The organism is Coleofasciculus sp. D1-CHI-01, assembly GCF_040218875.1.
GTDB lineage: Bacteria > Cyanobacteriota > Cyanobacteriia > Cyanobacteriales > Coleofasciculaceae > Coleofasciculus.
In genome coordinates this window covers 1-23,248 of the sequence record NZ_JAVJQP010000011.1, presented here as the reverse complement: position 1 = coordinate 23,248, position 23,248 = coordinate 1, and the positions used below count along the sequence as shown (strand labels likewise).

At 42.6% G+C, this 23,248-nt stretch carries 19 protein-coding genes and 2 pseudogenes; 19 read left to right on the top strand and 2 right to left on the bottom strand.

What is annotated here, in order from left to right; all coding sequences use genetic code 11:
- Window positions 1-541 precede the first annotated feature (541 nt).
- The 3 genes from RIB93_RS01975 to RIB93_RS01965 are packed head-to-tail and all read left to right on the top strand — an operon-like array spanning window position 542 to window position 2,651.
- On the top strand, window positions 542-901 hold the full coding sequence (locus RIB93_RS01975) for a helix-turn-helix domain-containing protein (RefSeq protein ID WP_446369787.1): 360 nt from the start codon (window positions 542-544) through the stop codon (window positions 899-901).
- Between the two features lie 14 nt (window positions 902-915).
- The gene (locus RIB93_RS01970; protein WP_446369785.1) at window positions 916-2,220 is read left to right on the top strand and encodes a hypothetical protein; all 1,305 of its coding nucleotides are present in this window, start codon (window positions 916-918) and stop codon (window positions 2,218-2,220) included.
- Window positions 2,208-2,651 carry a type II toxin-antitoxin system VapC family toxin gene (locus RIB93_RS01965; protein WP_446369783.1) on the top strand — a complete coding sequence of 148 codons (444 nt, stop codon included), beginning with the start codon at window positions 2,208-2,210 and terminating at the stop codon, window positions 2,649-2,651. The genes RIB93_RS01970 and RIB93_RS01965 overlap by 13 nt, the downstream gene beginning before the upstream one ends.
- Before the next feature lie 19 nt (window positions 2,652-2,670).
- On the opposite strand, the gene RIB93_RS01960 is transcribed toward RIB93_RS01965, so the two are convergent.
- The gene (locus RIB93_RS01960; protein ID WP_446369793.1) at window positions 2,671-2,820 is read right to left on the bottom strand and encodes a hypothetical protein; all 150 of its coding nucleotides are present in this window, start codon (window positions 2,818-2,820) and stop codon (window positions 2,671-2,673) included.
- Between RIB93_RS01960 and RIB93_RS01955 the strand changes: the two are divergent.
- The 16 genes and pseudogenes from RIB93_RS01955 to purF all read left to right on the top strand — a co-directional run.
- Window positions 2,773-2,922: pseudogene (locus tag RIB93_RS01955) on the top strand (AAA family ATPase); the annotation flags it as partial. The gene RIB93_RS01960 and the pseudogene RIB93_RS01955 overlap by 48 nt on opposite strands.
- Window positions 2,923-2,985: 63 nt before the next feature.
- Window positions 2,986-3,192, top strand: coding sequence for a hypothetical protein (locus RIB93_RS01950; RefSeq protein ID WP_446369791.1), 207 nt, complete (start codon window positions 2,986-2,988; stop codon window positions 3,190-3,192).
- A 112-nt stretch (window positions 3,193-3,304) separates the two neighbouring features.
- The gene (locus tag RIB93_RS01945) at window positions 3,305-4,489 is read left to right on the top strand and encodes a hypothetical protein (RefSeq protein WP_446369781.1); all 1,185 of its coding nucleotides are present in this window, start codon (window positions 3,305-3,307) and stop codon (window positions 4,487-4,489) included.
- Window positions 4,459-5,346, top strand: a complete 888-nt coding sequence (locus RIB93_RS01940; RefSeq protein WP_446369779.1) for a hypothetical protein — start codon at window positions 4,459-4,461, stop codon at window positions 5,344-5,346. Before RIB93_RS01945 ends, RIB93_RS01940 begins: the two co-directional genes overlap by 31 nt.
- A gap of 1 nt (window position 5,347) precedes the next feature.
- On the top strand, window positions 5,348-6,208 hold the full coding sequence (locus RIB93_RS01935) for a hypothetical protein (protein WP_446369777.1): 861 nt from the start codon (window positions 5,348-5,350) through the stop codon (window positions 6,206-6,208).
- Between the two features lie 44 nt (window positions 6,209-6,252).
- A complete protein-coding gene (locus RIB93_RS01930) occupies window positions 6,253-6,804 on the top strand; it encodes a hypothetical protein (protein ID WP_446369775.1) in 552 nt (183 codons plus the stop codon).
- 49 nt (window positions 6,805-6,853) lie between these two features.
- Window positions 6,854-9,745 carry a hypothetical protein gene (locus RIB93_RS01925; RefSeq protein ID WP_446369773.1) on the top strand — a complete coding sequence of 964 codons (2,892 nt, stop codon included), beginning with the start codon at window positions 6,854-6,856 and terminating at the stop codon, window positions 9,743-9,745.
- Between the two features lie 234 nt (window positions 9,746-9,979).
- On the top strand, window positions 9,980-15,130 hold the full coding sequence (locus RIB93_RS01920) for a hypothetical protein (RefSeq protein ID WP_446369771.1): 5,151 nt from the start codon (window positions 9,980-9,982) through the stop codon (window positions 15,128-15,130).
- Window positions 15,106-16,794, top strand: a complete 1,689-nt coding sequence (locus tag RIB93_RS01915; RefSeq protein WP_446369769.1) for a hypothetical protein — start codon at window positions 15,106-15,108, stop codon at window positions 16,792-16,794. The genes RIB93_RS01920 and RIB93_RS01915 overlap by 25 nt, the downstream gene beginning before the upstream one ends.
- An 11-nt stretch (window positions 16,795-16,805) precedes the next feature.
- Window positions 16,806-17,552 (top strand): hypothetical protein, encoded by a 747-nt coding sequence (locus RIB93_RS01910; RefSeq protein ID WP_446369767.1) that lies wholly within the window; start codon window positions 16,806-16,808, stop codon window positions 17,550-17,552.
- Window positions 17,553-17,683: 131 nt separating this feature from the next.
- Window positions 17,684-17,809, top strand: a complete 126-nt coding sequence (locus RIB93_RS01905; RefSeq protein WP_446369765.1) for a hypothetical protein — start codon at window positions 17,684-17,686, stop codon at window positions 17,807-17,809.
- A 71-nt stretch (window positions 17,810-17,880) separates the two neighbouring features.
- Window positions 17,881-18,096 (top strand): hypothetical protein, encoded by a 216-nt coding sequence (locus tag RIB93_RS01900; protein WP_446369763.1) that lies wholly within the window; start codon window positions 17,881-17,883, stop codon window positions 18,094-18,096.
- A gap of 3 nt (window positions 18,097-18,099) precedes the next feature.
- Window positions 18,100-18,507 (top strand): annotated as a pseudogene (locus tag RIB93_RS01895) (hypothetical protein).
- A gap of 54 nt (window positions 18,508-18,561) precedes the next feature.
- Complete coding sequence (gene purL, locus RIB93_RS01890) at window positions 18,562-20,910, top strand: phosphoribosylformylglycinamidine synthase subunit PurL (RefSeq protein ID WP_446369761.1); 2,349 nt, start codon at window positions 18,562-18,564, stop codon at window positions 20,908-20,910.
- 38 nt (window positions 20,911-20,948) lie between these two features.
- On the top strand, window positions 20,949-21,152 hold the full coding sequence (locus tag RIB93_RS01885; RefSeq protein WP_446369759.1) for a hypothetical protein: 204 nt from the start codon (window positions 20,949-20,951) through the stop codon (window positions 21,150-21,152).
- Between the two features lie 175 nt (window positions 21,153-21,327).
- Window positions 21,328-22,821, top strand: coding sequence for an amidophosphoribosyltransferase (gene purF / locus RIB93_RS01880; protein WP_446369757.1), 1,494 nt, complete (start codon window positions 21,328-21,330; stop codon window positions 22,819-22,821).
- A 317-nt stretch (window positions 22,822-23,138) separates the two neighbouring features.
- On the opposite strand, the gene RIB93_RS01875 is transcribed toward purF, so the two are convergent.
- A partial coding sequence (locus RIB93_RS01875) for a transposase (protein WP_446369789.1) occupies window positions 23,139-23,248 on the bottom strand: 110 nt, incomplete at its 5' end.

Below are 23,248 nucleotides of genomic sequence, written 5' to 3'. Positions count from 1 at the left end.
GCTGCTCAAAAAAACTCTCAAGAGTCCCAAAAACAATTACTGTTTCTTTAGAAGATATTCAAGTGTTTAATTTTTCAGACTTTTTCCCTTGATTGGATGTGTAGTTTCTTGTACTTCAAGTTGAAGTGCGGAGTCTAGGATAGAAAGCAGCATCTGCGTTCCCCTTACTGCCATTTTCTGCTTCCAAATTACTTCCACTTTATCGGTGAAGTATCATCTGTGAGCAGAAAGTAGATAGCACCGACAGCCGCAATAAGCCTCAAGATGGGGTATTTTGTCGAAAGTGTTAGAACCAGTACCAGCATTTCCAGAAGGGTTTTGAAGCTGTCAAGGTTGTTCATTCTTATCCTCTGAGACTGTAATATTAGTGCCTAAGACTAAATTTACTATTAAGCGCAGCGGCTAATTATGTCAACGCTGAGGCTAAAATACTATATAATATCCTCAGTAGAGTTGTGGTTCCTTAGAGGAATACGATGACGAGACTGGCTCACGAAAAGCCAGATTGGTAGCTATAGCCCTATCTCATTGAGGAAGAACTATGTCTGTAAAATGGCGATTGAATGTGCTAATGGCTGAGCGATACCTGAAAAATAAAGACTTGACGGAAGCAACGGGAATGCATCCTGTCACCATCTCTAAGTTGAAAAATTCTCAGGAGATGCCAGAACGATTAGAACGTGCAACCCTGGAAAAGCTCTGTGCCGCTCTTAACTGCCAACCCGGAGACTTAATGTTGTGGGAACCTGGCTTGGAAACAGTAGAAACTTCTGACTCGACTCATCAGCAGAGTCAGAACAAACATCAAGGGGTGTCACCGTCAGAGCTACGTCGGGGACTAAGTACAGAAAAGCCTCCCCAAACCTCCACAAGCGAAACAACTGTTGAGTATCAGAAGTAGGAGTAGTAGCAGTTATGCGAGTTCTGGTTTCTTATCATCTTATTCACGAAGTTTTGCTGAATCGTCCGGGATTTGTTGAAGAAGCTGACCAACTATGGGAGTTAATGCGTTCAGGACAAATTCAGGGATACATGACCCAACGGGGTTTAGATATTATTTATCTTGATCTTCTCGATGCAGAAGGTGAAGATAATGCTGAGGAAAAAGTCTCCAAAATCAAAGAATTTGTGGGTATCTGCCCGGTTAATCGAACAATCCGAGAACAAGCACGAGCGACCCGCCTTTCTGACGGAAAAGCTATATCAACATCTTCTGTTAATAGCACAATTAGAGAGCAAGCACGAGTAAGTCACCTGGATTACGAATCTGCAATAGAGTTGGTTTGTGCCATTGCAAATGGATTTGATGCCATTGTTACCCAGCATCCTCAAAATTTTAATGGGGATGATTTTGTGATAACAGTTACGGAGCTATTGGATCAACAAAGTGAATCTACTTTCTTAGCAATCATCCAACAACTGAATGATGCTTATTACAACAATAAACCACTACCACTCGTTCAATTTCACCCGTTGGAAGTAAATCGTTATTTAACCTATCGAATCCGTAGCTCAATTACTACAGCACTTAAAGTATTTGAGACAATAAAAGAAAAAGGAAGCAGCGGAATAGATTCTACAGAGTTGGCCACTCAAGCAGGACTGTCTAAAAAAACAACCAATAGTGTTGTTTTAGATTTGCAAAATTTTCATATAATCTTTCGACAGGACGAAAAAATAGTAGTAAAATCTTCTTTGTTGAATTGGAGCCATGAAAAAATCACTGACTACTTAGCTGAAACCTTCAAATATCACGTAGTTACACAAGAAGTTTACAAACAGTTGAGACCTGGTGAACTCATTACGCGGTGGCGTTTGCAGGAATTGATTGCTGATGTATCTCTCCAGGAAAAGTCGGTAATTCCCAAATCATCAGGGGACTATATCAGTAGAATGCTTCCCTGGTTTTTCTTTACAGGATTACTGGAAGATCGAGAAAATGGAATAATTGCTAGACCAATTGGAGTGGGTAAGCAAAAAGGGAAATTAAAAGAAGACAGTGAAGTACAACAGTTAGAACTTTTTGCAGAAGATTGGAACTCTGACCCAGATTTAGTAGAAGCTAATGCGGCAGGAGTATCTGTAACGTCACAAAAAACCTCATCCCACCACCGTTCTGCTATAGACTTGCTAGATGAATTGCCTGGTCAAAGACTATTTAAAACACCAGAAGCAGTTGATCAGTATCTCCAGGAGGAACGTGATTCGTGGGACAACTGATACTGCCAGAATCGAGCCTTGTTTACGTAGATACTCAAATTATTATCTACAGTGTAGAAAAACATGAGCCTTACTGGTCAATCCTACGACCGATGTGGCAACGTTCTGCAACGGCTGAAATTCAAATCATTAGCAGTGAACTGGCATTATTAGAAACTTTAGTGGCTCCTTTGAAAAATGCTGACTTTGTGCTTATTAATGCTTATGAGACGCTGCTTCTGTCTACAGAAATGCAACTGATGCCGATTACAAGAGCAATTTTGAGAGAGGCGGCACGAATGCGTGGTCAGACAAACTTAAAAACGCCAGATGCCATTCATGCAGCAACAGCAATAGCTCATAGCTGTAGTATTTTTTTAACCAATGATTATGGTTTCCGCCGTATTCCAAATCTACCCCTAACTGTCCTGAATGACATTGTAGCTCCTTAAATCAATTGAGCAATCCTTACTATCGCCTGTCACTCTCTCTATTTTCCTGATAATATCTAGGAAAATGACGAACTGAGTCTTCCTTGAGTCCAGTCATTAACTCACTTCGCAGGAGAGAAGCATGAGAATTCACCGCCTTGAACTGATAAATTTCCGAAATTTTGAACATACTATATTTGATTTTCCAGAACGCTTTACAGTACTAGTAGGAGATAATGGTACAGGTAAAACTGCTATTCTTGATGCCATATCAATAAGTGTAAGTTGCCTATTTTGCAAGTTTAATAACTTCAAATATCTCGAACGTAAGTTCAGCGATGATGATGTACGTAAAGTGAGATATAAAAAAGGACAAACACCAACTATTGAACCCCAATATCCGGTTGTATTTGTTTGTACGGCTGTGGTTGATGGAGCGGAAATTATTTGGGAACGGAAGTCACAGCTCGTCGATCGAGTCGATAGCGGTGAGAATAATCCCCAGTTAGAAAAAACCGTCTCTCCTTATCTAGTCAAATTCAGGAAGTTCCTGTCCTACTGAAGCGACAGGTATCCCTAAACTATTTCGTGACTATAAAGATGCATGGGAATATTGAATTATAATGAAACAGCCCTAAATGAACTTCAAACACCTACTCCCTCAAACTCAAACTATGACAACAGTTTTGTTTGTCCACGGTACCGGAGTCCGGAATCCTGTATATGAAGAAACGTTCAAACTTATCGAGAAAGCCCTTCATCTTGACCGCCCTGACTTGAAGGTTGAGCGTTGTCTATGGGGTGATGAGTTAGGGACAAAGCTGAATGCTCAAGGCGCTTCTATCCCTTTATATGATGCTACGCTAGCACTGGACGATGAAGAGGAAGAGGATTATTCCATTGTCCTTTGGGAACAACTCTACAGTGACCCGTTATATGAATTGCAAGTATTATCACTCAAACCAGGGGATGAGAGTGGGGGTAATCCTTTTGGGGAACAAGCTGGTGATGAATTACATTCTCGCGTAGAAAGTCTAAATCCGTCTCCTGAACTCCAAGCCAAACTGGATGCGGCGGGAATCCCCGAGGTGTTTGAATCGGCGCGAGATACCGTTATCCAGAGTGACGCTTACAATGAAGCATTGCAGAATGCCTCAGAGGAATTGGGGGAGTATCGTGACGCCATAGCCAGAGCAATTGTAGCTCAGGCGATGTTTGACTGTGAGCAACAGGACAAGTATCCTCCCATACTCACCGATGCTCAATTAAGGGATGAGGTAGTGAAACTCCTGAGTCTAGCGTTGGGAGAAGCGGAGTTGGGAATCGGGGATTGGGTGGTTAAGCCTCTATCTCAATTAGCACAACCCATTGGTACATTTTATGTTAAGCGTCGGCGGGGAATCATTACTCGTTCAGTTTCACCCACGCCTTGTGATATTTTGCTCTATCAAGGTCGAGGCGATCGCATCCGTGATTTCATCCGAGCTAAAATCGAGCAGGCTGAACCTCCTGTCGTCTTATTGGCGCATAGTTTAGGTGGGATTGCTTGTGTGGATTTGTTGGTTCAACAGCCTCTCCCACAAGTGGAATTACTGATTACAGCCGGTTCTCAAGCCCCGTTCCTCTATGAAATTAACGCTCTCTACAGTTTAGAATACGGGGAACCACTACCGGATTATTTTCCCAGTTGGGTGAATATCTATGACTTGCGGGACTTCCTTAGTTATATTGGATCTAATGTTTTCCCCAACAAGGTGCAAGATGTATTGGTGGACAGCAAACAACCCTTCCCGCGATCGCATGGGGCATACTGGACGAATCAGGCGATGTGGAAGGCAATTATCCCCCGGTTGCCATGATTGAGTTGAGCGCCAAACCTGAACTTACCTACGGATTAGTCGTTGGTATAGAGAAATACCTTGAGACGGCTTGGAGTGTCCCAGGCGGTGGACCTGCGGATGACGCGATTAAGTTTGCTCAGTGGCTGAGTGCGCGAGGAGTCCCCAGAGATAATATTCGGCTATGCTTATCACCCTTAGAAGACATTGAGCATTCTGAATTGACGATAGAAGAAGCAACTGAACATAAGATTGCTGACCTAATTACAGGCTGGTTGTCTGAGAAAAAAGGAGATTTGCTTTATCTATTTTGGGCAGGACATGGTTTGATAACTTCAACCCGAAACCGTCGCCTACTTTGTGCTGATTCGACGAAACAGAATTGGCAGAATCTAGACTTGAATTCCTTACTGATTTATTTAAGTTCAGATAGTTTTAAAATCAAGCATCATATTTGTATTATTGATGCCTGTGCTAATTATATTTTAGAGTCGAATGGACGCGAAGAAGATGATTATTTACCTAAAAATAGCCACAATAATCTCAGCGCTTCCTCTGAAATACCAGTTTTAGCTAAAGAAATAAAGGAATTGGAACCGACCGATATTGAAACCTTAGCCGATATTCTTAAAAGAAGTGGTCGAGTTAGTAAAATAAATTCCCGAAGAGCTTTATGTATATCGATACAGCTAGATCCGTCTGACATAGATTTCATCGAAAATAGTTCTGCTCGTGATTTCGCGACACAATTAGTCTCTCAGCTTTACGAAAGTCGTAACTTTCCGGCACTCAGCAAGCTTTGTGAGACAATTACCCCTAGCGTTCCTGGTTTCAAATCTGAGTTAAATTTTATCCAAAAAAAGATAAATTGTAATTAAGATGGAAGAGTTACTAAATAGAGCTGAGCAAAAGGATTTAGTTGACTGTATAATAGATTCGAGGTTGTGTAGTTCAAGTGTTTCTCGCAGAACATTTATTATTGAAATAAACTTAAGACCTGAAGAAATTGAGGCGATAGAGGGGCGAGAAGAAGATTTTCTGGTTAATTTAATTAATCAATTATCTCAAGGTAAAAATCGAGAATCTATTCGGTTAATTATCAATAAATTAAAAAATACATCTACTTATGTACCTGATCCAAAAATACGGCGTTTAGAATATAAATTAGCAAGTAAACGTTCAAACCTATATCGACATTCTAAACCTACAGCAAAACCAGCTTATTTTATGGATAATCAAGCGTTTCCACTCATGCCTCTTGACATAGGGACAGTCTGGGGATTGCAACGTAGTAGTTTTATTGGTATTTTAATTAGCTTCGAGGAAGCAGGAATTTATGACAATTTAATAAATGTTGAGTCTTTATTATCTCAAGCGATAGAAGAAGCTAATAAACAACCCAATCCCCATAACACAGTATTAATGAAAAGAGAGTGGATACGGCTAGATATAAGTCATCATTCTACTGTCCCCCGCCAGAAAAAGGAAATCCTAGACGCAGTAGTAGCTCGAAGTCAAACTGTAGATGAAAATTCAGAAGAGGTATTTTCTTCTAATTCACATATACCAGGTTTCTTCTTTGAAGTTGACGCCACAAAACTCCATCCATTGGGTTTAATTACAGGTTGGTGTGAAGCTCTCATAAGTCAGCTATTTGCTTCACAATCAACGGCTATCATTATTAATGTTATTCGTTCTATTGATGAAAACATTGAACAAGATATTAAAAACCTGAACTAATAGTAGCCAATCATAAGGATTTTGTTTTCCTCTCAGATATTCTTATGGATGCTTGGGTCAATGCCATAAATATTAATACGCTTGATCTAGACTTACTTTTTCAGCCTGGAGGCGTCGAGCCAGATTGTGTCAATATCCAGAACTTAAAAGAAAGTTTGTTTATTGCTTTTATCCGAAGACAACAGGATAAAAGTGACCAAAAAATTCAACTCGTTTTTGACGACCTAGTGTCAAATTTTCCCCGCCTTAAGACCTTATATAAGTTCTGTCAAAATCCCCAAGATAAAGAAAGTGAATTTCTCGCTCAAAACGATGCTACTCAATTCACACTTGCCATTCGAGCAGAAATAAAGTTTAATAGAATAATAAATCAATTCAAAGCTATCCCAGCCAGTCATATTCCTACTGAGATATGCTGGCTACTAGCTGCCATTCCTCCTAGTCAAGACAACATTAGGGAACTGGTGCAGCTAGAAGCAAAAAAACGTGCAATTTTTGGGTTATGTACCCCCCAAGAGTGGCAACGGATTCAAAAAAGGCATAACCAGAAGCGCCAAGTCCTAGATTGTCGTCGCCATCGCTCTCTAGTTTTCTGAATTTATTTGTACTTATTTTTGACCAACATTATAGATAGAGGAATGATTGATGCTTGCTGAATGGTATTTTTGCTGCTGTATTAGTGCTAACCCATCTGACACAGAAGCTTTTTTATCAATTCTGGATAGTTTGGAAAATCCAGACAGTGATTCTCAGTTACTTTACTTAGCCTATAAGGAGCTAAAACGCACAGAATATAGAATGCAAATCTATGCTGTGCCTGCTGTACTGAAGTCACTGCATCGAGACGATCTTCCGGCTGGACTAAAAAATACGATTAAGCGCTACCTAAAGGATTTAGTCAAAAATGTACCCGAAAAAGTAAAAAACTCAATTCTGCAACTCATTAACTTAGTTTTTTCTAGTCAGTCTTCTGAAAAAATTATCCAAGTTGTCAATACTTTTGTTGCCGAAAGCAAACACTTACCAGAACGGCGTCTGACTCCTACACCCTATCTTGACTTGAAAGAATTTTTGCCGGAAACGCTTGTGCTGGCAATTCTAGCCGATCAACTTGAAAATAATGAAAAATTAATTGATGAACTGATTATAGCAGTTAATGATCAGGAGCAAACCGATTCAAACATTAGTCTGTTCCTTGAAGCAGCGCTAGATTATCAATTTGGTCGTCTAGCCTTTCGGCTTTCTGTATTGATCGCCTCACTAACATCGACTGAATATCCAGACACACTGCGCTCTTTAATTGCCCAAAAAGCATCTGTTGCAGCACAGGCTGTTGCAGCACAGGCTGAACCTGATCTATTAGATGCCTATGCGATCGCATTATTCAGAGATAAAAGTACAAAAAATACACCTCATAACCAGTGTAAGCGGATTATTCAAGAATCGTTAAGATTGAGTGAACTGCGTAATTTGATTCGAGAAGTTTCAGGGCAAAACCCTCAAGATTTAGATGTGCCGTTCCGTTATGTCGGCATTAAAAATACCCCAAACCGAACGGACTGTTTACCAATTTTATACTGGCAGATCGTTTTATGGGAGCTTGCCGCTCAGATCGATGCATCAACAACTGCTGATGAGCTAGTTAAATTCTGGTATCCACCAACACCGACTGGGTTGCCACAATCTCTAAATGTCAATTGTTCTGAAACAGATTTAGCACAGGTAAAATCTCACTTTCAATCTCTTCTAAATCTACGAAGTTTACCGATAAAAATTTCGCTAAAAGTAAATCATGCAAACAAATTTTATATTAATAATGAATATAGATGGATTTTGTATTCTCCTTGGATAGCACTACTTGAAGATCCCCAGGAAATAACAAAATTCATAAGCATTAAAAAATGGAGAAAACTGGTAAAACTGTATCCATCTGCTGATGAACCAACGCTCCTATTTCGCACGATGGGTGCTGCATTTGTCGCTATTCGCCTACTGCAACAACTATCGCAAGACAATTTTGAACAGATTGAGTTTGCTGCCCGATTTATTGCTCACGCTTCAGATGTAAACGCCACAGTTCAGAGACGCTATGACAATAACAATAACAATAACAATAAAAAATCTTCTCTGCCTCCTCCGCCTCCTCCTTTAGAGGGACTATTGAAATTTTTAGTACAGCAAATTACCCTTGCAGGTACTGGACAGTTTGAGTCAATTCGTCCAGATATTTTTGTCAAGATATGCGATAACGCACAGGAAGAGGAAGAAGGAGTTAAACCCTCAGATGAAGAGTCTGTATTTCTGAATTTCGTTCTCCCAGAAGTGCTGATTTCCTGGATAAAGGATGCTTACCCTAGTGCAGTTAGCTCTGAACTATCAAGCTCTAAACTATCAGGGCGTTGGTTGAGCTTGATTCGTGATGCTTGCAATCATCATATTAGAGTATCTCGTTACTATTTTGACTTCAAAAAACAGCAGGAAGCTGCTTTAGTCGCCCGTTTTTTGCATCCTGAATTATCACGTCAACTAGATGAGCGTTTGAACTGGGAAAGTGAACGCTTAAAGCACGAAAAAAAGCCGAAAGAAAAAGGTCTTTGGCTAGCACACCGTCGAAAACTTCTCTTAACAAAACAATTACATCCCAATGAATGGCGTAGCTCTGAATGGGATTGGGATAAGGTCAATTGGGGAGATAATTCCAAAGAAATAGCATCCAATCGTCTGGTTTATACGTTAGAGTTGTTAGACGCGATCGGGCATTATAGTCCTGAATATGAAATAGATCCAAACTTCTTAAAAGAAACATTTGATAATTTGAAGCACTACCTGAATGGTGTGGGGCAAGCTAAGGAGCTTGATCGGTTTATTCGCTTGCGGTTGCTCGAATTTATAGACAGCTCCATTTTAAAAAACAGAGCTGAAGAACAAAATATACTTGCTTCTGTGCTGATCGAATACGGAAGTATCTACGAGATTAAAAGTCTGCTAGAACGAGTGTATCCCACGGAAGCAGATGGCAGAACATTTAAAGAGACAGAACCCGCTCGTCAAGATTTACAGGTGGCATTGTTGCCAATGATATCTAATTTTCTAGAAAAACATAGGGTATTGACTGAGGATAATTATGATCAAACTGACAACTTGAGTCAACAAGTGAAAGCCAAAAGTCCGAGAGAAACGTATAAACAATTACAGTATGTAGAACTTTTCCAAGAATGGATAACGCGATTGCTCTATTTGAGTAGTATTCCCGAAAATAATGAAGGTTTTAGTGAACTTGGTGTTAACCTTGCCAATTTACGTCGCACATCATTGAACAAAAAAGCAACCACCACGATTAGAACTAAATCCTTCAATGTAGAATCCCGGAATAATCAGAAGTTAATTAATACGAATAAGGAATACATGGATGATTGGTTAATTAAGGCAATTAATTACAATTGTGACCGTCTTAATGTAACCATGTTTTATGAAGATTATGATTTAAACGGAGTTGAAAATTTAGGCTCTTTCAGACTAGCTATGATAAATTACTAAAAAATAATCTCCATAATCCTTGCTACGCAAGAATCATGGAGATTAAAAAAAGCAATGATAATAAAACAGTCTTTTGATTCTGTTAGAGCCTTTGCGACTTAAGAGTTTAAGCTCATTTAAATTGCTAATTTGCCATAACCAGTCTAAGAGAGCCAAAATTTATTTAGAAAAAAACTCCATGAGGTTCGGGTACTGGAGCATCAAACTGATCCGCATTTGAACGTTGTAGCTGTGGTGGTTGATGTTCCTCCTACAGAAGAAAACGCTCATTCTCAATGGAAAAAATATACGTTTGATTGTGGGTTTGAGTTTCCGTTAATTTACTCATCCAATCAGTCTTTGAATTTCAATCTTGGAGATCGCGTCAAGCTGCCTATTCGGCAATTAAAGGAGGGGAATGAACTGCAGTGGAAAGTAAGGGTATCGGAGCACCATTCGATAAAAAGCTTAACCTACAAAACTCTGCCAGGAGACATCGACAAAATCGAAGTTGATGAAATTTGGAAGGATGGTCGGCGAACTTGGTCTTTGCAGCGTCTAAGTAATACAGAGAACATTACCGATAAGGTGAATCTACGCTTGTGGGATGCTAATATTTCTCGTGTCTTTTGTCAACAATCCTCATCGTTAAAGCGTGAAGTCTTCGCCAAACTTGTACAGCAGGAATGGGTACCTTTTGACCTTGATTTCAGTGATTTACTTTTCCAGGTGTTTCATTCTCAGCCGTGCAGTCATATAGCGGTTTTAACTTTGATCGGGGAAGAGATTGGGCAATTTGGCGAGAAGGTATGGCGGTTTTCTCGTCAACCGGGAGAAAACTATCTGATTGAACAGCATCGTTTTTTAGGGGATGATGCTACAACTCTCAGTGACGCGATCGCAAGCTATCAAGACCGTAAAGACAAGGCGGTGGGATTGCTCATCTCAGTCAAACCCGACTTTGAAGCGGGTCAGGTAGGTCTAAGGCTTGTCACTGATGCCATCAATAATGAATTGTACCCAAATTTAAGCGTTCCCTTTGATGAGCGGAATATTCAGTGGCGCGAACTGTTTGCTCGGTCTGATGAACGGTTAATTGCCAAAAAAGATGATGATGTTAACTGGTTCTTTCACCTTCAGGAAAATGGTAAAAATGAGATTCCTGGTTATCCTCGTAAGGTGAAAGTGGAATGGGTTCCTGGAACATATCTTTCAAATCTAACAACTGCGGATTTGGAGAATATCGAATGGAAAGAACCAGAATGGCGAGACGCTACTGTAAAAGGTGAAACACCTCCATTTTACAAAATTACCCCTCAAAACAACGACTGGGTAGCGTTTCTTGATCGTTGGCTAAATTTACCTGAGAAACAGTATATAGAAGCCGGATGTCGCGTCAGTCTTAAAGGGGCACAATCACTGGGATCGATCTATCGTGAAAAAGATGGCTTTGTACGCTGTCGTACAAGTGAAAATGTTTTAGTTTGGGTGCAAGCTGAATCCCTGACAATGCTTCCTCTAAAACATCAGACCAAACTTCCGATTGGTAAAAACCGAGAGGCAGAGATTTTTTGGATCGAATGGTTTGAAATCCAAGTTCGTCCTGATATCAAAGACGAACCTCCTGATGAGGCGATTCAAAATCACCGATGTGTTGGCATCATAACCCTTGTGCCAAAGTCAGGAACAAAGGGAAGCCAGTGTCAAGTGGTTTGGCAAGTGAGCCAAGGGAAAATTCAAGAGCAAGGTTTGCAAATTGATAATTTGGCAAAAATCTATCTTGAGCAAGGCTATAATATTGTTGGACAAAAGCATTATGGGCAGTGGAAATTTCATCTTGAAAAACCTAACATTAGGTGTAGAGCAATCTGGTCGTTAAAAGAGTGGAAAAGCTGTGAAATAGACGAACTATACTACTTGGGAACAGTAACTTCTGAAGGTAAAGAGTTAGACATTGCCGAGTCAACGTCATTTCCTGGTCAATTAATTCGTTTGCCTGATCAACCTCAAGAAACCTCTCATCTGGCAAGAGGAAAAAAAATCGACAAAAAACTGAGGTTTAGCGAAAACGGTTTGTGGGAAGATAACCGTACAAGCAATACTGCCCGTTACAAAGACACTTTTGATGAACAATCCTCCGAGTACCTACGTGCAATCCTGAAACTAGATGTTCAGCTTTTGATCGGTAACTGTAGAAAATGGATAGGCAATGAAAAGGTTACTGTTCAAGGGGTTGAATTAGTTCTGACGCCGACGCCCCGAAATGAGCAAAAATATGTATTGCGAAGACGATTTAATTTACGACCGATTTATGATATTAAACGACCAAACACAAACATTGATGCTGATTCATTGAAATATAAACAGGAACTAGACAAATATCTGCAAAGAAAGTCACCTACACCCCTCAGAGCAACATTTGCTAAACATAGAGATGAACTCGGATTTTGGTTGTTCCCAGGGTACGAGATCAGAGTGCCGGAGGACTCTTACTCTTCTGGGCAGAATTGGACATCTTGGGTGCCCCTTGCGTCTGAGCAGGGCAAATTTGTTATGGCGGGTAATTACTCTGACCAGGCTAGGATTTGTTTATTTATGAAACAGGGGCAAGTCAGGGCTTCCTGCCGCTTAGTGCCACCTCTTACCCTTCAAGAATTTAGAGTTGATTCCTGTGAAGCACCCGCCTCAAATACTGATGTCTTTTTGCTCAAAGACAAAAATCTTCGTCTCTACTATGTGGGACCCGAAGACGTTAATAAGTTGACAGGGGAGCCGCATCCAGAGATTCATCACCGATTTGAAATGGGATATGGTGAAACGTTACTGATTCCTGAAAGTCAACTTGAATTTGATGATGGCTCGTTTAGTAAAGCACAATTAACCCTCTTTTATGGCGACCTAATCAAAGTTATTTCATTCAAAGAGACAAGACTTGAAGATAGTGGCAACGACCAAGGCTACCCGTATATACTCAATATTAAGAGTCTTTATCTTCAGTGGTCTGAAGCTCACCAGCTTTATTATCAAAGAAGTCGCTATCAAATTGTCCACTTGCTTCACCTCAATCCTCAGAGCCAAGATCTAGAAATTTCCTATATTGATGGATTTAACGAAAATGCGCTTGCTCAACAGCGAAAATTTGAACCCAAGCGATTCAAAGCCTATCTCACACCAGAAAGCCAAGTCCGACTGTCTCAACGACAGCAAAGATGGCGGGACAATGAAGAATCAGATCCGGTGATTTTTGGACGCTTAGACGAAGAGCGCTTCAGAAGCAGCCACGGTAGAGACATCTACTTTGATCATGTGAGATTGTCGTTTGTGGAGTCTGACAAAGGTTCGTGTTTGCTCAATAGAGATCTGGTATTTCTCAGAGCTAATAAGATTATAAAATCCGGGGAAAATGATATGGCTTTGACGCTCAAGCCCCCCAAAGGATTTGACCAAGAAGATATTGGCAAAGATGCGAAGAGGCTGCGGGTGTTGCGACGGAGTTTCTCAGCTCGGGAAAACCTTCTTAAACAAATTCATCAAGAAAAAGGAGAATACTATTTTCAAGATGATCGTCTGCTGATCCAACTCGCTCAGAAACAGGAGCGAAAAATTACTTCACACTTGCTGATGAAAGGCGATCAAGCCCCAACTCGAAAAGCATCGGCACTGATCGGAGCCGTCTCGAACCTTGGTAAAGCAGGACTGTTAGCAACAATCGTGAGTGCAGACGATAGGGGTGGGGTGCAAATCGAATATAAACCGGGAATCTTCATCCATCTGAAACCTAATCAGATTCAATCTCTACCCGATGATCTACCAAAAGGCACAATTGTTCGCATTGAGGCATCTGAGCGGAAGGTGAATATTACCCGTGCCGCATTTGGAAATGCCCAATATGTTTCAGAAAACATTCGACCTGTGGTGATATTGCCAACAAACGATATAAAACGACTTGCTCCAGAAAACTGGGCGAGTCAAGGTCGGTTTACGATTGGGGGTTTACCTGATATTACTGCTCATCCTGGTACCTATATAAATGAGCAATGGCATAACACACCGCCATCCCAAGCCATAACTGATTTGATGGCAAGACAGCACCCCAAGATCGCCTGTTTGGGGGAAGCGGCAACGGGAGATTACCGAATTGCACCACCTTCTGATAACTTCCCTTGTGGTCACCTGACCCGGATAGACAACAGTTTAACAGTACAGTATGTGCCATTGAATTCAACACCAACAGATTCAAACAATCCCATCCTTCCCTGGCATTTGCTCTCCTTTGGAGATGAATCAGTACAGCACATCATTAATCGAGCTAATTCAGCATCGTGGCGTTATCACGACAATGAAACCTTTACCTGGGTTTCAGATACACAAAAATTGGAGGTTGAGAAGCTGTGTGACTATACGGTTTGGACTGGTCCTATTTTCTTTCAATCAGTTAACGGAGAGCTGAGATTACGGTACAGCCAATCCGAGTTTCGCAGGTTTGGCTTCCCGGTTGAGGAGCTAATTTACGCACTCAAGCAAGGGGGGCGATCGCATTCCTATCCGATCGCAGGGATTTCCAAATCTAAGGCAGATCATTCTCAATCTTGGGAGTATACTGTGTGGATTGAGTTAGCGCCTGGACGCTTGGTTGAACTACCCACCCAGTTGATTGTCTGGGGTTCCGGCGTAAATAACAAATATCAGTCACTGACCAATTTGATGCACTGGCAGGGGTTTGCACCAGGCGATCAGGTTGAGCTTGACCTTGTCTCAACTGATCCGTTGACCATTGATCGGATAGCCCTGAAAAACTGGATTCCAGGCGCTCGTCATGCTTTGGGTTCAAACCGTTGCTTCTTACCAGTCGAGGCTGTAGATGAAAAGCAAGGAGAAATTACTCTTGGGCGTGGAGAGTTTAAACTCACACTGCCCTTTGCTGATCAGAATCCAAACTGGTTGATGGCGATCCTCACTCCTGAAAATGATATACACGGGATTACTCCAACATCTCCTAAACGTCATCCTAAGCTTAATGATGTTGTGTTTTTGGAAATCAACGCTCAGGATCAACTCGCTGTTGTAGGTTTTGAGACAATGAAACCTTTACTCGACAAGAAAAAGGCAGATGATTGGAAACGTCACCCAATTACTGGTTGCTTAATAACGACAGGCAAACTCTTCCTGAAGAAAGAATTGCTGAAAGATTGGATTCGTGCAGCAGGTGGTGTCTTACCAGTCACAGTTGAAGGACTACACAAGCCTGATGAAGATCAACAAGCTCAACATCTCCTATTCTTCTCAATGCGACATCAGCAGGACGCTGCGCTAATTCCACCTGGCTGTATCAGTCTTGCCCGTTTTGTTGATTTGATCTATTACCTGATCAATACACGGCAATGTTGCGATGTGGTGGTGGTTTAATTACCCTGCCCATGAGAGAAGTTGTTTCTGGCTTAGATCGATCCCTCTACACTGAGGCAGCAGCAAAGCTTAAACACAATCAAGTCTCTTTTTGGTTACGTCAAGAGCAAAACGGCATTAAAGTGGGCTTCAGCGATGACTTTAGCAATCAAAACCTACTGGTCAAATCATTAGACATTCTCCTTCAAAAGGATGGTGAAGGAGAAGCTGGGTTAATTTGTCAATCGGTTGAGACAACCACACTACACTGGTTTCCTATTCAAGAAGCTGCCTGGACGACTCTATCGGTTGCAGAATTCCACGATGTCTTTAAATCAAAGGGTACATTCAAAGTTAAACGCAAGCCCATCACCCTCAAGAAGGGGGTAAAGACTTCTATTATTTCTGTGCTTGACGTGCCAGATGTCAAAGATGAGTCGGAAAAACTTGTAGTTGGTCAGGAACTATTTGTGCAAGTAGTTAAACAGGTTGAAACGAACGATGAGAACAAGCAGCGATATCTAGTGGAGTCGTTGAAAACTCAGGTCATCTTAGACTGTGAAATCTATGAGGATTGTCAACCTTTACAACCAGGTGAGACACTTCCTGTTGAAGTTGTATCGCACATCAAAGGTAGTCCAGAACTAATCACGGTTGTCCCAGTTGGCAAGAAGCCAAAATACTTAGACCTGCCCACTTGGATGACAAAGCAGTTGCCTGAACTTGGAGAACTGCGGCAATCAATACGCCAATACTTCAGATGGCGGCACAGTGAAAGTTTTATCAATCCTGGAGATCCTAGCGATTTGCTTGATCGATTGCTCTGTCATTATTTCAACGATACCTATGGCACTACCGATGGAAAGGCAGCGCGAAACTCCGATCCCAAAAGTCAGTTAGAAGTTGCCAAACAATGGGAACAACAAAACCGATATAAGCCTGAAATTAACGCAGCGTTTGCTATCATGGCAATCCTGCTGCTGAACAAGCATGAAGAGACGAAGTTGGAGGCTTACCAGTTAACTCAAAACTTGGGACTACGCGCACTTCGTAGCCTACATATTGAGGTTCTGTATCAGCGATGGTTTAATACTCAAGATAATCGACAACGAACGGATGGGCTATGGCAACGGCTACAGGAATTAGAGAGTGAAGAACATTTATATGTTCCTCTCAAAGAAAATAGTCCTGCTGCTATCAGACAATTTTGTAATGCTGTTGAGATGCGAGCCGATAAAACACTTCTCCCCATTGCCAAAAGTTTATCTGCAGCATTAGGTGAATTATCCAGCACTGTAGAACTTGAGGATCATGCTTGGATTACAAAGAAGCTGATTTACCTTTATCTCACTTTGCATCCTAAATCTAGGATAAACAAGTTACAAAAATATCACACAGACCAACTACATAAAATCTTGAAAAGAATAGACCAAAATGGATGTATTATGCTTCTAGATCCTCTACATTATCATGTTCAACCCAATCATTACTCTAAAAATTTAGGAAAAATTGATTTATGGGAAGAGTTGTTTCCCCAAGAACACATCAAGGCGGATTGGAAAAGCTGGATTTTGCAGCAAATCGATCACTTAGATGCGTTGACTGACAAATCCATTGCACTAGGAGAAAATATCAATGAATTGAAATGTCGCTTCCGGCGAATTAACCAAATCATAGAGGAGTAATATAAATAGTTATGGAAGATACTAATACTGATTTTGAGCAAATAGAGCAAGAGTTACAAGAATTAAGAAGGCGTTTTTCCAAAGCTGATATAGTTTTGAGAGAGTTAGAGGAAATTCAAAATGAATTTGAAAAACTGGCTGAAACTTACAAACAACTAAAAGAAGATGAAAAAAGCATATCTCAGTTAAAATCGGAAGTAAGTGAGGTGATAACGCAAATATTACAAAGTTATAAAAGTTTTGAAAAGCGTTTCAATGAACTCCACGATAACAATCAACTAAAAACCGACAATATCAAATCAGAAATATTAGAATTAAACCAGCAATTTACTGAGAAACTTACAGAAAATAAATTAGCTTTAAATTCTCTAGAACAAAGATTGGAGAATATCGAAAATAATGTCACTGATTTGACGGAACAGATTCACTTGCTCAATCAAAAAGACGCTGCAATTCAAAATTTCATAGAACAAGGACTGGAAAAAATCGAAAACAATGTCAGTGATTTGACGCAGCAGCTTCACGGACTCAATCAAAAAGACACTGCAATTCAAAATTCCCTGGAACAAGGACTGGAAAAGATTGACAATAGTGAAATTAAATTCACGAAGCGGCTTCACTTGATAGAGCAAAAAATCGCTTCAACTCAAAAAGATTTTAAGCAGCAAAACAAGCAAATGCGTAACCTCAAAATTGCAATAACAATGATGTTTTTATTTTTTGTTGGGTTGTTTATTGTAGTTTTGCTGGAGGGGTGATACTAAGTGGCCGTCTAATCTAGAATCTAGAACTTATAGTTATATATAACCTACATTCCCATTCCGCAGATATTCAAGCCCAAATTTTGCACTTCAAAATGTAGAACAAAAGGTAACAAGACCTTTTAGCTATGAAAGACCGACGCTGGCTTAATCGCCAAAAAGCTGGGGATATTGCTGAACGGTCATTGAACAATCTGAAAAATAACGGTAAAGTGCCAGAGTATAGCGCACATAAGCCGAATCTAAGTTGCTGAGGCTGAACCTGATCAGGCTGGCATCGAGTAAGCTGTCGGTGTAAACTATTACGATTTGGGAACGTGTAATTATGTCACTAGCTGAGGTGCTTCCTGCTGCACGACGACTCACCCCAACGGAAAAGCTCAAACTGATCCGAATTTTGGCTGAAGACTTGGAGACGGCTGAGGATATTTCACCGTTGGAACCCTTTAAAATTTATGACTTGCCAACCCCATACAATTGCTTTGGGGCAGGCGCAGCTTTAATGGAAACTCTCAAACGCTCAGATGCAAGTCAGCAGTGATATATGCGGTTTAAATATTCAACCACTAGCCCAACTCAAAATGAGTTTGACAGCCTGCCCAGACTTCCGCTACTGCTACATCGGGAAGACCAAACCGTTGAAGCAATTGGGCTAGTGGATAGCGGTGCTACAGTTAATGTCTTACCTTTTGAACTCGGTCTTCAATTAGGGGAAATTTGGGACGATCGCAAAGCTATTATTCAGTTAGCGGGTAATCTCAGCAATCAGCCAGCGATGCCGTTTTCTGCGATCGCCCAAATCGCAGACTGTCCACCAACTGAATTGCTGTTTGCATGAGTGCAGCGTCCAAACACACCATTGATTTTGGGTCAGACCAACTTTTTTCTGGAATTCGATGTGTGCTTCTACCGTTCTAAATTGGAATTTGAAGTCAAGCCGAAATCTCCTTAGCCAGACGCCCATTAATCGATACAATTATCCCTGTGCCATTTGTACAAGGGTTCCATGTCTACTCTATCCTCTGCCCCCTTTTCCCCTGAAGAAATCGCCGCTGAAGGACTCAAACCGGACGAATACGCGGAAATCGTTAAACGCCTAGGGCGTCACCCCAATAAAGCTGAACTGGGGATGTTCGGCGTCATGTGGTCGGAACATTGTTGCTACAAGAACTCCCGCCCCCTCCTCAAACAATTCCCTACCACCGGGAACCGTATCCTTGTTGGTCCTGGGGAAAATGCGGGTGTGGTAGATTTGGGCGACGGACTCCAACTCGCGTTTAAAATTGAATCCCATAACCACCCCTCGGCGGTAGAACCCTATCAAGGTGCAGCCACAGGCGTGGGCGGAATTCTCCGGGATATCTTTACCATGGGGGCGCGTCCCATTGCCGTTTTGAATTCCCTGCGCTTCGGTTCCCTCGATAATCCCCGCACCCGGCGATTATTTACAGGTGTTGTGGCGGGTATTTCCGGGTATGGTAACTCTGTTGGTGTCCCCACCGTTGGCGGTGAGGTTTACTTTGACCCCGCTTATACTGGGAATCCCCTAGTAAATGTGATGGCGCTGGGATTGATGGAAACCCCAGAAATTGTTAAATCGGGGGCGTCAGGAATTGGGAATCCGGTGCTGTATGTGGGTTCCACGACTGGACGCGATGGGATGGGCGGTGCTAGTTTTGCCAGTGCAGAACTGACCGATAAATCCATGGATGACCGCCCAGCGGTGCAAGTAGGCGACCCCTTCTTGGAAAAATGCCTGATTGAAGCCTGTTTAGAAGCCTTTAAAACTGGGGCGGTAGTCGCGGCACAAGATATGGGGGCGGCGGGGATTACTTGTTCCACCTCGGAAATGGCGGCAAAGGGGGGTGTGGGAATTGAATTGGATTTGGATTTAATCCCAGTCCGCGAAACCGGCATGGTTCCCTATGAATATTTACTCTCGGAATCCCAGGAACGGATGCTGTTTGTGGCACACAAGGGACGAGAACAGGAGTTAATTGATATTTTCCACCGTTGGGAACTGCAGGCGGTTGTCGCGGGTACGGTGATTGCAGAACCAATTGTGCGGATTCTGTTTCAAGGGGGAGTGGCGGCGGAAATTCCGGCTACGGCGTTATCGGATAATACGCCGATTTATGATCGGGATGTGTTGACTGAAGCACCAGACTATGCAAAGGATGCTTGGCAATGGACGGTTGAGTCATTACCGAGTTGTACTCGTACCGGAATCGAAGTTCCGGGTGAGGCTAAATCCTGGAGTGATATCCTCCTGCAACTCCTGGATACACCTACCATTGCCTCGAAACGCTGGGTCTATCGTCAGTATGACCATCAGGTGCAAAATAATACGGTAATGCTTCCTGGTGGTGCAGATGCGGCAATCATTCGCTTACGTTCCCCGGAATCAGGCAAAAATGCCCAATCCGGTGTCGCGGCTACGGTGGATTGTAATTCTCGCTATGTCTATCTTGACCCCTACCAAGGGGCAAAGGCGGTGGTTGCAGAAGCGGCACGCAATTTAAGCTGTGTGGGTGCAGAACCTGTCGCCGTTACCGATAATCTGAATTTTGGGTCACCGGAAAAGCCGATAGGATACTGGCAACTGGCATCGGCTTGTCAGGGTATCGCTGAGGCTTGTGCAGAATTGGCGACGCCTGTGACGGGGGGAAATGTCTCGCTGTATAACGAAACCGTGGATAGTCAGGGAAATCCGCAACCGATTTATCCGACTCCGGTGATTGGGATGGTGGGGGCGATTCCTGATTTGAGTCAGATTTGTTCTCAAGGATGGCAGGGTGAAGGCGATTTAATTTATTTATTGGGATTATCGCTAACTGTAACTACACCTCATCTAACCTTAGGGGGTTCAGAATATTTAGCCGCGATTCATGGGGTTGTGGCGGGGAAACCCCCAATTGTGGATTTTGAGTTAGAACGTCGGGTGCAAGCTGCTTGTCGCGAGGGAATTCGACGCAGTTTCCTGAATTCAGCCCATGATTGTGCCGAGGGCGGATTGGCGGTGGCGCTGGCAGAATGTTGTATTTCTGGCGGATTGGGGGCTGAGATTCAATTGGGATTGGCTGAGGCGTCTGGGGAACGGCGTTGGGATGAAATTTTATTTGGCGAAAGCGCCAGTCGGATTCTGGTGTCGGTGCAGCCGGAAGCCCAAGAGGATTGGGAGGCTTACCTGAGGGAGTATCTGGGGGAATCTGCCCAGGGTTGGCAACGGTTGGGGAGGGTTAAATCTCTCTCGGAAGGATTAAAAATTTCAATGAATGATCATCCTCCCTTAATCAACGCTACGATCGCAAATATGAGCGATCGCTTTTTTAACGCCCTAGAACGTCGCTTGTAGCCCTGTTGAGTCATAGCTGTTCAACAAGCTTAAGCTGAATGCTACTGACTGGTAGGCTGGTGGGTTTCGACTTCGCAAGAGCCCACCCTACGGTAGCTGCCCAGGATTGGCAATGGTTGGGGATGGTTAAATCTCTCTCGGAAGGATTAAAATTTTCAATGAATGATCATCCTCCCTTAATCAACGCTACGATCGCAGATATGAGCGATCGCTTTTTTGACGCCCTAGAACGTCGCTTGTAGCCGTGTTGAGTCATTCACGGTTTCCGGCGGACAAAGAATAAATGACATAAGACATCAGACAAATGACAAATTAATGGTATCTTTAAGGAATCGTTAAGTTTAATTAACGATTCCCAATTGATTTGCGTTAATACAAGTCGAACTGACTGCCACTATCAGGAGTAAGCTAATACCGATGATTCTCCAGCCACCCCACTCCTCTACCCCCAATCCTGCTGCATCTGACGAGATTGTCAGCCAACGCCCCGACAAACCTGAAGAAGCTTGCGGGGTTTTTGGTATCTATGCACCAGACGAAGATGTCGCCAAGCTAACTTATTTTGGTTTGTTTGCCCTGCAACATCGGGGTCAAGAATCAGCGGGGATTGCCACCTTTGAGGGAGAACAGGTGCGTCTCTATAAGAATATGGGACTTGTCTCCCAAGTCTTTAACGAAGATATTTTGAACCAAATGCCCGGAACAATCGCGGTGGGTCATACCCGTTACTCGACAACTGGGTCAAGTCGGGTTGTCAATGCCCAACCTGCTGTTGTGAATACCCGCTTAGGGTCTTTGGCTTTGGCACACAATGGTAATTTAGTCAATGCTCCGGAATTGCGAACCCATTTAGAGAACCGCAACTATAATGAATTTTTGACCACAACGGATTCTGAGATGATTGCGATCGCGATCGGTGCGGAAGTGGATCAAGGGAAGGATTGGCTAGAGGCGGCGATTAGTGCGTTTAACCTCTGCCAAGGTGCCTATAGTTTAGTGATTGGCACGCCGGAAGGAGTGATGGGAGTGCGTGATCCCCATGGAGTGCGTCCTTTGGTGATTGGTACATTAGGCACGAATCCGATGCGTTATGTCCTCGCTTCAGAAACCTGTGGATTAGATATTATTGGGGCAGAATACTTGCGGGATGTTGAACCCGGAGAATTGGTTTGGATTACCGAAGCCGGGATGGCGTCATTCCACTGGAGTCAAAAACCCCAACGGAAGCTGTGTATATTTGAAATGATTTATTTTGCCCGCCCGGATAGCGTGATGCAGGATGAAAGCATCTACAGCTATCGGCTACGGTTGGGGCGTCAATTGGCAAAAGAAGCGGCGACTGACGCCGATATTGTAATTGCGGTACCGGATTCCGGTGTACCCGCCGCGATCGGCTTTTCCCAAGAGTCGGGAATTCCCTACGCGGAAGGGTTGATTAAAAATCGCTATGTGGGGCGCACGTTTATTCAACCGACGCAAAGTATGCGAGAGTCGGGGATTCGGATGAAACTGAATCCGTTGAAAGATGTTCTCATGGGTAAGCGAGTGATTATTGTAGACGATTCGATTGTTCGGGGAACCACGAGTCGGAAGATTGTTAAAGCGTTACGGGATGCAGGGGCGGCTGAGGTTCACATGCGGGTTTCTGCACCCCCTGTGACTCATCCCTGTTTCTATGGGATTGATACTGATTCTCAAGACCATCTTATTGCTGCAACTAATTCGGTTGAGGAAATTACTGAACAAATTGGGGTGGATTCTCTGGCGTATGTGAGTTGGGAAGGGATGATGCTGGCGACTCAAGATAATGCGAATACGTTCTGTTCGGCGTGTTTTACTGGAGATTATCCGATTCCCGTTCCCGAACGACTAAAACGGTCTAAGTTGATGCTAGAAGAAGCGAAGGTTTAAGCTGAACATTCCTTGGCTTCTGCGATAAATCGGGCGCACGTCAGTCATTGGTGTCAACCTTAATGGTGGTGGGTTTCGACTTCGCTCAACCCACCCGACGACATATCAAAGGTTTTGGCGATATCACAATGCTTATTTCGGCACCATTGTAGAGACCGTCCATGTTTGGTCTCTACATAAATGATGTGTCCTAACCGCTATGGCGGTTGCTATAACTTAAAAGGATGCTTCGCTTTTTTTTGCACGGAAGGGGGAGCATCAAAGCCCCTCCAAATAAAAAAAGATATTGGCTCTTTCAGACTAACTATGATAAATTACTAGCCAAAATACCAATTAAGCAGAACCCTTCTTCTAAAATTATCAAAATTATTTAACCCATAACCTCTTCTTTTAATTAGCTTAATTTTTTGATTAATTCCCTCCACTG

What these genes read in the sequence shown, in the direction of transcription:
- RIB93_RS01975 (WP_446369787.1), top strand. Translation starts at nt 542, where the DNA reads ATGTCTGTAAAATGGCGATTGAATGTGCTAATGGCTGAGCGATACCTG.
- RIB93_RS01970 (WP_446369785.1), top strand. Translation starts at nt 916, where the DNA reads ATGCGAGTTCTGGTTTCTTATCATCTTATTCACGAAGTTTTGCTGAAT.
- RIB93_RS01960 (WP_446369793.1), bottom strand. Translation starts at nt 2,820, where the DNA reads ATGTTCAAAATTTCGGAAATTTATCAGTTCAAGGCGGTGAATTCTCAT.
- RIB93_RS01945 (WP_446369781.1), top strand. Translation starts at nt 3,305, where the DNA reads ATGACAACAGTTTTGTTTGTCCACGGTACCGGAGTCCGGAATCCTGTA.
- RIB93_RS01935 (WP_446369777.1), top strand. Translation starts at nt 5,348, where the DNA reads ATGGAAGAGTTACTAAATAGAGCTGAGCAAAAGGATTTAGTTGACTGT.
- RIB93_RS01930 (WP_446369775.1), top strand. Translation starts at nt 6,253, where the DNA reads ATGGATGCTTGGGTCAATGCCATAAATATTAATACGCTTGATCTAGAC.
- RIB93_RS01925 (WP_446369773.1), top strand. Translation starts at nt 6,854, where the DNA reads ATGCTTGCTGAATGGTATTTTTGCTGCTGTATTAGTGCTAACCCATCT.
- RIB93_RS01915 (WP_446369769.1), top strand. Translation starts at nt 15,106, where the DNA reads ATGTTGCGATGTGGTGGTGGTTTAATTACCCTGCCCATGAGAGAAGTT.
- RIB93_RS01910 (WP_446369767.1), top strand. Translation starts at nt 16,806, where the DNA reads ATGGAAGATACTAATACTGATTTTGAGCAAATAGAGCAAGAGTTACAA.
- RIB93_RS01905 (WP_446369765.1), top strand. Translation starts at nt 17,684, where the DNA reads ATGAAAGACCGACGCTGGCTTAATCGCCAAAAAGCTGGGGATATTGCT.
- RIB93_RS01900 (WP_446369763.1), top strand. Translation starts at nt 17,881, where the DNA reads ATGTCACTAGCTGAGGTGCTTCCTGCTGCACGACGACTCACCCCAACG.
- purL (WP_446369761.1), top strand. Translation starts at nt 18,562, where the DNA reads ATGTCTACTCTATCCTCTGCCCCCTTTTCCCCTGAAGAAATCGCCGCT.
- RIB93_RS01885 (WP_446369759.1), top strand. Translation starts at nt 20,949, where the DNA reads ATGCTACTGACTGGTAGGCTGGTGGGTTTCGACTTCGCAAGAGCCCAC.
- purF (WP_446369757.1), top strand. Translation starts at nt 21,328, where the DNA reads ATGATTCTCCAGCCACCCCACTCCTCTACCCCCAATCCTGCTGCATCT.